The sequence below is a fragment of the Salipaludibacillus sp. CUR1 genome, assembly GCF_021028955.1.
Classification (GTDB): domain Bacteria; phylum Bacillota; class Bacilli; order Bacillales; family Salisediminibacteriaceae; genus Salipaludibacillus.
The window spans coordinates 1-8,071 of record NZ_JAIWPE010000048.1; the positions used below are offsets into that span (position 1 = coordinate 1).

General features: G+C 38.5%; 7 protein-coding genes. 3 read left to right on the forward strand and 4 right to left on the reverse strand.

Annotation, left to right across the window (positions count from 1 at the left end):
• Positions 1-245: 245 nt before the first annotated feature.
• Entirely contained in the window at positions 246-1,478 is a 1,233-nt protein-coding gene (locus K8O68_RS09970; RefSeq protein ID WP_230896745.1) for an aminopeptidase, read from the forward strand.
• Positions 1,479-1,612: 134 nt separating this feature from the next.
• Here K8O68_RS09970 and K8O68_RS09975 read toward each other — a convergent pair whose 3' ends face one another.
• From K8O68_RS09975 to K8O68_RS09990, 4 genes are all read right to left on the reverse strand, one after another.
• On the reverse strand, positions 1,613-1,924 hold the full coding sequence (locus tag K8O68_RS09975; protein WP_370640515.1) for an undecaprenyl phosphate translocase family protein: 312 nt from the start codon (positions 1,922-1,924) through the stop codon (positions 1,613-1,615).
• A gap of 451 nt (positions 1,925-2,375) precedes the next feature.
• A complete protein-coding gene (locus K8O68_RS09980; RefSeq protein ID WP_230896747.1) occupies positions 2,376-2,873 on the reverse strand; it encodes a hypothetical protein in 498 nt (165 codons plus the stop codon).
• An 891-nt stretch (positions 2,874-3,764) separates the two neighbouring features.
• Positions 3,765-4,301, reverse strand: coding sequence for a hypothetical protein (locus K8O68_RS09985; protein ID WP_230896748.1), 537 nt, complete (start codon positions 4,299-4,301; stop codon positions 3,765-3,767).
• Positions 4,302-4,639: 338 nt separating this feature from the next.
• The gene (locus tag K8O68_RS09990) at positions 4,640-4,834 is read right to left on the reverse strand and encodes a hypothetical protein (RefSeq protein ID WP_230896749.1); all 195 of its coding nucleotides are present in this window, start codon (positions 4,832-4,834) and stop codon (positions 4,640-4,642) included.
• A gap of 888 nt (positions 4,835-5,722) precedes the next feature.
• Between K8O68_RS09990 and K8O68_RS09995 the strand changes: the two genes are divergently transcribed.
• Both K8O68_RS09995 and K8O68_RS10000 read left to right on the forward strand, forming a co-directional pair.
• A complete protein-coding gene (locus tag K8O68_RS09995) occupies positions 5,723-7,099 on the forward strand; it encodes a YjiH family protein (protein WP_230896750.1) in 1,377 nt (458 codons plus the stop codon).
• A 114-nt stretch (positions 7,100-7,213) separates the two neighbouring features.
• Positions 7,214-7,936: a 5-formyltetrahydrofolate cyclo-ligase gene (locus K8O68_RS10000; protein ID WP_230896751.1), complete on the forward strand. Its 723-nt coding sequence runs from the start codon at positions 7,214-7,216 to the stop codon at positions 7,934-7,936.
• Positions 7,937-8,071 lie beyond the last annotated feature (135 nt).

Consider the following 8,071-nt stretch of genomic DNA (forward strand, 5'->3'; position numbering starts at 1 on the left):
TATCCATATAATATTTAAATAATATTATATAAGTATTTGCTTATCCGACTCAACTAAATAGCTCGATTTACACCTTTTTAGAGATTTATAAGAAGTTAGTATATGTGTATTTCCCGTTTTCGAGGCGCTTTAACCCTTTTTTACCTGAAAGCTGGAAAAGAGAACTTATTTAGGAACTCGAATTTTCAATATGAGGAGAAAACTGTTAAAATAGTCATAAATCTTAAATTGAAGGGAGATAAACGATGAAAACATTTGAAGAAAAGCTTGATCAATATGCTGAACTAGCCGTAAAAGTGGGTGTAAACATCCAACAGGGCCAGACTCTTGTTATTAATGCTCCTTTAAGCAGTGCAGATTTCACCCGCCAAGTAGCCAAAAAAGCTTACGAGGCAGGGGCTAAAAATGTTCACGTAGAGTGGAACGATGAAGACCTTACCCGTATCCGCTACGATATGGCTCCTATGGAATCCTTCAAAGAATTCCCTGAATGGAAAGCAAAAGGATTTGAAGACTTGGCTGAAAAAGGCGCCGCCTTTATGACCATTAAATCAACCGATCCTGACTTGCTAAAAGGGGTGGATGGTGAAAAAATCGCCGCACAGAATAAAGCGCAGGGCCAGGCGATGGACAAATTCAGAACATACATACAATCGGATAAAGTAAGCTGGCTCGTTATTTCAACTCCTTCAAAAGCATGGGCAGCTAAAGTGTTTCCTGACTCCCCTGAAGAAGAGCAGGAAGCTAAGCTTTGGGAAGCCATTTTCGAGTCTGTGAGAGTGAATACAGAAGATCCGGTGGCTGAATGGCGCGCTCATGATGAAACTCTTCAAACTAAAGCTAAATTTTTAAACGGAAAAAATTACAAAAAGCTGCATTATAAAGCACCAGGCACTGATTTAACAATTGAACTTCCTGAGAATCATGTGTGGATAGGCGGCGGCGGTCCTAGCCAGGATGGCGTTCACTTTGTTGCAAACATGCCTACTGAAGAAGTGTTTACCGCGCCAAAAGCTGATGGCGTCAACGGAACAGTATCAAATACAAAACCGCTTAATTACGGCGGCAACGTTATCGATAATTTCACTCTCACGTTTAAGGATGGTAAAGTAGTGGATTTCTCGGCTGAACAAGGGGAAGAAACACTTAAACACCTGCTCGATACGGATGAGGGGGCACGTCATCTTGGAGAAGTCGCTCTTGTGCCGCACAGTTCTCCAATCTCCCAGTCCGGCATTCTTTTCTATAACACTCTGTACGATGAGAATGCCTCCAATCATATCGCTTTGGGAAGCGCCTACTCTACGTGTGTAAAAGACGGCGCACAAATGTCCAGTGACGAATTGAAAAAAGCCGGTTTAAATACAAGTATCACCCATGTTGATTTTATGATCGGCTCCGGTGATATGGATATTGATGGCGAACTGGCTGACGGCTCCACTGAACCTGTCTTCCGTAAAGGCGAATGGGCCGTGTAAATATAAAATAAGTCTGACCAGACCCGCCGCTTGAGTAATTAGAGCGCGCGGGTTTTTTTGGTGGCGTTGGTAGAAGCTCTGGATCTTTTTACCTGTTCGGGCATTTGCGCGGAGACGGTATGGGTTGCGGGTTGTTAGATATGTTTTATTTTAAGGGTCATTCCTGATTGGTCAATTGCTTCTCTGTATAGGTATGAGAGAAAGCCTATAATTACCCCAATAAAAAAAGTAAGAGTTTGAGTACGGTAATGAGTTAAAAAATAATCAATAAAAAATAATGATCCTAAAAGTCCTATAACCATTCCAAAACCAAATGTCATTAAAAACGGCAACGCCTCTAACCTTCTTTTTGTAGTTAAAACACTTAAAGAGTAAATTAACTGTTCATAAATTCCTAAAATCATAGCCACGGTGCTCCCACTCACTCGGAACTGCTTCTGTAACACCTATTGCCATCCCTCTAAACATATTTTTATACATAATGTACCCCGCAATGACTTTTTAAGATATTGTTACTACACTGCTATTATTGCATAAGTAGAAAATCCTCAGATCGTATTTGCATTCAATTGACTATGTGAGTTAAATCGTATATCTCATAAGATTTAAAACCACTCTTTTTTTCAAACCCTCTTAGTTTTTCTAGTAGATCATCCTCAGATTTATTAGTTATTAAAAGTGCGTGAGCTTGACTTGTAAATTTAGATACCAAAGGTAAATTGTCGTAATAAATCGGTTCAAAATTTTCTTCAATAGCTTTATCCTAATAGTTAAATTTTGGCAATAGTATATAATTATCCAAAATGACTTCCGGCTCATTGGAAGTTACCATGCTCTGTCTCTGGTTAAGTATCCCAGTGACTTCTACAGTATATGAATCAAGGAGATAATTTACCTTTATTTAACTCCAATATCCATGTAGGGACTATAGTTATAACCTAAAACAACGGGGATGGTTGTATTTTCAACCTGATAATCAGACGTGTAAAATACCTCACCCTTGTAAAAGCTTAGACTGTTTAATTTAAACGCCTTTATATCTGTTTGGATTGAGCTAACATTGATAAATGTATCCCCTTCAATATCAAATGTATTCAATTTTAATCCTTCCTCATACAAATATCCAAACTTACCATCGATGTCTGCTGATTTTTCAATCCCTATAGGATGTTGTGCATGGGCATAATGATATAGTATCTCATTATCCTCCTCTAAGCTATGAACAAACTGGTTCATAGAAATAAGGTTATCTATGTCAGAAACAAAGTCAAATTCATTTTCATCCATAGTATCATACAATATAAAAAGGTTATTTTCCTCATAACTGAAATCAGTTGATTTGCACCCAACCATTAACAATAAAGTTAAAATAATAGTTGATATTTTAAATTTCATTAATATCCCCCTTCCAAATAAAAAAGAAGAGAGAACTCTCTCCTCTTTTTTATATCAATCTACCTTCCGTATGAAGTTCTAGCTTGATAGTTTACTCGATTTGCAAATCCGTCCGATAACCATCCGCTTCTAGCTACGGTTTCGTGTAATCCCCACGATCTGTTCGATCTAATCCGAGACCCATCATATCGGTTTTGGAACCACGCCTGCGAGTAATGGTATTGCCCCGTCCATTGCGTTCTAGCTATTACCCTTCTTTCTACGTCACCTCCGACCTTCCGAGCGTCAAATTCAGACCAAGATTAGCTGAAGACATAATACCAAAATCATTTTCAGGATCCTCTTCTATAACATCATTAATATAATGTCCCTCTCCCTCTTTCCAACCGCCATACTCTGTCGATGCTTCTTCTGTGAGGATAACAGTAAAGCTCCAAACAAAAAGCTACCAAATACAAATCTTTTCATGTCTTCACTCCCTCATTCATTAATAATCTAACTATTAAAACTTAGCTCGGTTACGTAGATTTTCTAAACGTACTGAGGGGGCATGAGGGACAATCCAGAAGAGGTTGTACGTGTTTTCCTTAGATTTAATGAATAAAATAAACACTCATATAATTATACTTATATTTCTGGAGGGGGAGAAGCTGTTCCGACAGGGTATGCGCTCTGGTCTCTGAATGATATATGTATCTGATATCAAAAAGAAAACCCATACCGTGTGAGACGGTATGGGTCGGTGTTAGTGGTTTTGTATTTTTTGCATGCCACTCTGAATTTATTATAGGGCATTTATTACAAACTAACATTTAACATTAAAGCACCATAATGCACCATTGAACTGAGTTTTTCTTTTTTTATGTGTAATTAAAGGTATTTATTGGGTTATTAACTACATTTCCAAGCCATTTGAGTTAGTGATGCAGCAATAGCCCATGGGCTTCCTTTTACACCAGCTTTAATTAATCTTTTAGCAGCTTTGTAATATTCTTTGTCAAGCATATATTGATAAAACGTTGAAAAAGCAAAGTTTATACTATAGTCAGCAATGAATGAATTGAATTCGCTTCTCATACACGCTTCATCAAAATCTATTATCAACATATTTGGCATAATAAGGTTTTCTTGTTGAGATTGTTCAATTAACTGTCTATCCTGATTCATACCGATTGCATTCATTTCTTGTTTAAGTTGGTCTAATTCCGTGCTTGTACCATATTTTTCTTCTATCATATCAATATCTAAACCTATTATTTTACCATTAACATCTTTAATAGCAGCTTCTTCAAAGATAAATTCTAATTGTTCAGCTACTTCTTTAGCATCCGAATGTTCTTTTGCTGAAACACCCAGGGGAGCTATTGTGTTGAAGATAAAAACCATCACCAATCCTACAGCTAAAATTTTTAAAAATTTGTTGTTCATATTCTGCATACCTCCTAATTTTGATATGGTTACAATGTTAACTAGTGAGTTACATAGATTCAATATTTTATAGAAAATTTTGTATAAAATAGTAAATAATTCCTGTGTAAAACATAGTTTAATAATTCTTCACCATAATACATTTCTTACTTTAAAATACTGAAAAAAATATCCATCGAAGCACTGTCTGAGCAGATTGCTTTACGTGACTTACTTTGGAATATTTTATTTTCTTTCAATGTCCTCACCCATTGGTTAAGCTGGTAATGCCCGCTTGGATTTGGTCATAAAAATACCCCGAAAAGTTGGAGTATCTACTCGAACTTTCGGGGATGAGTTTATTCGCTCTCTTTATCCTTTTTTCTCAGCTCTCCTTCGAACCAATAACAAAGCCTAAAGAAAATGACGATAAATACTGTTTGAATCAAATTACCCATATAATCTATTGGTTGATCACGAAATATATCAATTAGTATCAAAACTAAGAAATAAGCCAAACCTGGCAATGTCCAAAATAGAAACGATTTTTTCATACCTGCCCTCCTGAGATGTGGATTGACAACACGGATCGTGCCAAAAACTATTTATTGCTATCTAGCGGTATGTACAGTATAACAAAAATATCTTGTAAAAAAAGTAAAAATTATTGGAGATGAGTTTCCTTGAACAACGAACAATTTGCGACTGGGATAATGCGTTTATCCGTAAAATCTACGAGGGGTTTTTTCTTTGATGTTAGGGCTTACTTCCATTTTTAAATAAAGTAAATGCGCCTTTTATTCAAATTATTAATACAAATTTACATTAAGATACGTCCTACGTATCCCCGTGGTATTTCATTGAATGCCTAGATTATGCGTCATGCTATACGCATTCGGTATAGTAGGCCGTGCTTTACATCATGCGCATATCATACAGGACGGTATGCGCTTTGGTGTCTGCACGATATACGTATCTGATGCCAAAAAGAAAACCTATACCGTGTGAGACGGTATGGGTCGAACATCATTTACGCATTTACTTCGCCAGAATTGCAATCACCGCTACTCTCAAAGCCACTGCTAAAATCTTAGCCATTTCTATACTTTTACAAATATAGCTGTGATCAGGGAAGACCGATCCTTCTTTTATATTTCATGCTAAGCTTTACCTCCTCTTTTTACATTTTATACTCCTCCCTCGGTCATTCGGGCATTTGCCTGCTACCCTTTTTACCCGTCCCCCTTTACCTTCTCAATTTCATTCAACAAACGCCTGCATGCAGTGAAATGTATGTTTATACCTGCATAGAAAAGGATATTTATAATAAGAATATACTTTTTTAGAATAAATATTCTAAAAAAAGGTTGATTTATGCAAACTCATAAATTAAAATCAATTTTGTTGAATAATTATTAATTTATTATTATGAGGTGACTACAATGTCTAATGAAAATATATCCGGCCATACTTCGCCCTCAGCAGTTTGGAAATTTATTATTCCTTCTTTAATCGGAATTGCGCTGTTTATGACCCCGCTGCCAATAGAAGAAGGTTTCACTATCCCTGTGGCCCTGCTGTCAAATGCGCTTGAAGGAATGCTTATAGAAGTTCTTCCCGCAATTATGACTGTCATTATTATAATAAGTTTTCTAGGGTCGCTCATACATCGAGTCTCCCGTCCTCAACTAATCGAAGAAAAGCCTTTTTTCAAAAACCTCTTTGATGTGTCGATGTTGTGGCTAATAGTGAGGCTTGCAGCTGTTATTTTTGCCATAATGACTCTGTTCCAGCTTGGTCCTGAAGCTGTGTATTCCGAATATACCGGCGGGTTGCTGTTATATGATCTGCTACCGCTTCTATTCACAATCTTTTTGTTCGCCGGCTTGTTTCTTCCACTGCTTCTGAATTTTGGACTTCTTGAGTTTTTCGGAACACTTCTTGCAAAATTAATGCGCCCGCTTTTTACACTGCCGGGCCGCTCGTCCATTGATTCACTCACATCCTGGCTCGGTGACGGGACGATCGGTGTTATTTTGACAAATAAGCAGTATGAAGAAGGATTTTATTCAAAACGTGAAGCGGCTGTTATTGGTACAACTTTTTCGGTTGTCTCAATCACTTTCTCACTTGTTGTTATCGACCAGGTCGGACTGGTGCATATGTTTCTTCCGTTTTACGGAACAGTCATTTTAACCGGTATTATCGCGGCATTAATCATGCCGCGGATCCCGCCACTTTCACGTAAACCTCAGGAATATGCGGGAGGGCAGGAAAACCAGCTTAGCGAAGAGCTGCCTGATACTTACTCCAATAAATCTTTTGGAGCTGTGAAATTCGGTTTTGATAAAGCGAAAGAGCGTGCTGATAAAAATACAAGTGCCGGCAAGTTTTTTAAAGACGGAGGAAAGAACGTCCTTGATATGTGGCTCGGCGTTGCCCCCGTTGTTATGGCTTTTGGTACCGCAGCTGTTATTCTTGCAGAATATACGCCTGTTTTTACATGGCTGGGCATGCCGTTCGTCCCTGTCCTTGAACTGATGCAGGTCCCTGAAGCGGCGGCTGCTTCTGAAACAATTATTGTCGGGTTTGCTGACATGTTTCTTCCAGCCATCTTTGCTGCAGGAATAGAAAGCGAAATGACCAGGTTTATTATTGCCTGCCTGTCAGTTTCACAGCTTATTTTCTTATCTGAAGTGGGCGGTGTCCTGTTAGGGTCCAAAATCCCGGTAGGTTTTAAAGACTTATTTATTATTTTCCTGGAGCGAACTATTATTGCCTTACCGATTATTGTATTAATTGCACATATGATTTTTTAATCCTGTTCTCTGCTCCGGTTCCCGCCGGGGCAGTTTTTTACCGAAGGAACGTTTATTAGGGACATCGAACCTTGCAAAATAATGGTAATATATTTAAAAGAGGTGATAACTGATATGGCAATGGATAAGCATACTTTAAGAGAACAGATCTGGGATAAAATGACAAAGGAAAAAGTGGGCCGGTTCCCCTTTCCTTTAAAAGGGAGAATTCCTAATTTTAAAGGGGCCGAAAAAGCAGCATCCCGTGTGTTTAAGCTGAATATCTACAAAAAAGCAGAAGTGGTGAAAGTTAATCCTGACTCTCCCCAGCTTCCAGTGCGCACACAGGTGCTTAAAGATGGCAAAATACTGCTCGTGCCTACGCCCAGGCTAAAAGACGGGTTTATATTAGTTGATCCTGAAAATGTCCCTGCCGGTGAAGAAAAAACAGCTGCGAGCTTAAAAAATATTCATAATTATGGAAGTGTTGTTCCGTTAAAAGACTTACCGAAAGTGGACTTGCTTTTTGCGGGGTCCGTAGCGGTTCACAGAGATGGCAGGCGTATCGGCAAAGGTGAAGGATATGCGGACAGAGAATATGCCATCTTAAGGGAACTGGGTAACCCGCCTATGCCTGTGGTGGGAACGGTTCATCCTGTCCAAGTGGTCAGCGAGGACTTTCACACGGATGATTTCGATTTGACCCTTGATTACATCGTCACTGAGGAAGAAGTGATAGAAACTGGAGCTGGAGACCGGAAGCCGTCCGGAATTCATTGGGATAGGGTCACTGATGAGGAGAAGGAAGCGATGCCGGTACTTGAAGAAATCCGGGAACTGACAAACAAGGAGAAGTAAAAAAATGGGGGGACAGACCCATAACGATTGCACGTTAGTTTAATAAATACATTAATGTTAATATATGTAAGTGGTATTTTAGGTTAATTTTAAAAAAAGGCGGACGAGGCATATAACGACCTTGTTCCCTTTTTT

What these genes read in the sequence shown, in the direction of transcription:
- K8O68_RS09985 (WP_230896748.1), bottom strand. Translation starts at nt 4,301, where the DNA reads ATGAACAACAAATTTTTAAAAATTTTAGCTGTAGGATTGGTGATGGTT.
- K8O68_RS10000 (WP_230896751.1), top strand. Translation starts at nt 7,214, where the DNA reads ATGGCAATGGATAAGCATACTTTAAGAGAACAGATCTGGGATAAAATG.
- K8O68_RS09995 (WP_230896750.1), top strand. Translation starts at nt 5,723, where the DNA reads ATGTCTAATGAAAATATATCCGGCCATACTTCGCCCTCAGCAGTTTGG.
- K8O68_RS09980 (WP_230896747.1), bottom strand. Translation starts at nt 2,873, where the DNA reads ATGAAATTTAAAATATCAACTATTATTTTAACTTTATTGTTAATGGTT.
- K8O68_RS09990 (WP_230896749.1), bottom strand. Translation starts at nt 4,834, where the DNA reads ATGAAAAAATCGTTTCTATTTTGGACATTGCCAGGTTTGGCTTATTTC.
- K8O68_RS09970 (WP_230896745.1), top strand. Translation starts at nt 246, where the DNA reads ATGAAAACATTTGAAGAAAAGCTTGATCAATATGCTGAACTAGCCGTA.